Below are 1,721 nucleotides of genomic sequence, written 5' to 3' on the forward strand. Positions count from 1 at the left end.
TTCGCGGCGCAGGCCAACGCCACGTCGGCGCTGTACGAGCAGGCCTCGGCTGATCGGGAGGCGTTCTGGGCGAAGCAAGCCGAGCGGCTGGCCTGGGACACCACCTGGGACCAGGTCCTGGACTGGTCGAACGCCCCGTTCGCGAAGTGGTTCGTCGGCGGCAAGCTCAACGTCGCCTACAACTGCGTGGACCGCCACGTCGAGGCCGGCAACGGCGACCGGGTCGCGATCCACTGGGAAGGCGAGCCCGGCGACTCCCGCGAGATCACCTACGCCGAACTGCAGCGCGAGGTCTCCCGCACCGCCAACGCCCTCGCCTCACTCGGTGTGGGCGCCGGCGACCGGGTCGCGATCTACCTGCCGATGCTGCCCGAAGCGGTGTTCTCGATGCTGGCCTGCGCCCGGCTCGGCGCGATGCACAGTGTCGTCTTCGGCGGATTCTCCTCCGAGGCGCTGCGCACCCGGATCAACGACGCCGAAGCCAAGGTCGTCATCACCTCCGACGGCCAGTACCGGCGCGGCAAGGCCATGCCGTTGAAGACCAACGTCGACGAGGCCGTCGCGGACACCCCCAGCGTCGAGCACGTGGTCGTGGTCCGCCGCACCGGCACCGACGTGGCCTGGGACGACACCCGCGACAAGTGGTGGGACGACGTCGTCTCCGGCCAGCCCGAGCAACACACCCCGGAAGCCTTCGACGCCGAGAACCCGCTGTTCATCCTCTACACCTCGGGCACCACCGGACGCCCCAAAGGCATCCTGCACACCTCTGGCGGCTACCTCACCCAGGTCGCCTACACCCACCACAACGTCTTCGACCTCAAACCCGAGTCGGACGTGTTCTGGTGCACCGCCGACATCGGCTGGGTCACCGGCCACAGCTACATCGTCTACGGCCCGCTGGCCAACGGCGCGACCCAGGTCATCTACGAAGGCACCCCCAACGCCCCGCACGAGGGCCGGCACTGGGAGATCGTGCAGAAGTACGGGGTGACGATCTACTACACCGCCCCCACGACCATCCGCACCTTCATGAAGTGGGGCGCGGAAATCCCCGCGAAGTACGACCTGTCCTCCCTGCGCCTGCTCGGCTCGGTCGGTGAGCCGATCAACCCCGAGGCCTGGATCTGGTACCGCAAGAACATCGGCGGCGACCGCACCCCGGTCGTGGACACCTGGTGGCAGACCGAGACCGGCGCGATCATGATCTCCCCGCTGCCCGGCGTCACCGCCGCCAAACCCGGCTCCGCACAACAGCCGCTGCCCGGCATCTCCGCGAAGGTCGTCGACGAGACCGGCGCCCAGGTCGGCAACGGCGGCGGCGGACTGCTGGTGCTGGACCAGCCGTGGCCGTCGATGCTGCGCGGTATCTGGGGCGACGACGAGCGCTACCGCGACACCTACTGGTCGAAGTTCGCCGACCTGGGCTTCTACTTCGCCGGTGACGGCGCCAAATACGACGACGACGGCGACATCTGGCTGCTGGGCCGGGTCGACGACGTCATGAACGTCTCCGGGCACCGCATCTCCACCACCGAGGTCGAATCCGCCCTCGTGTCGCACCCCAACGTCGCCGAGGCCGCCGTGGTCGGCGCCTCCGACCCCACCACCGGCCAGGGCATCGTCGCGTTCGTCATCCTGCGCGGCGGCACCGACGACACCGCCAGCGGCGAATCCGCCCTCAAGGAACTGCGCGAGCACGTCTCCCACGAGATCGGCCC

General features: G+C 69.0%; 1 protein-coding gene. It reads left to right on the forward strand.

Annotation, left to right across the window (positions count from 1 at the left end):
* Positions 1-1,721 (forward strand): acetate--CoA ligase (acs, locus tag AB0I53_RS49525; RefSeq protein ID WP_358618188.1); only part of this gene is annotated, 1,721 nt, incomplete at both ends.

The organism is Saccharopolyspora sp. NPDC050389, from assembly GCF_040655595.1.
GTDB lineage: Bacteria > Actinomycetota > Actinomycetes > Mycobacteriales > Pseudonocardiaceae > Saccharopolyspora.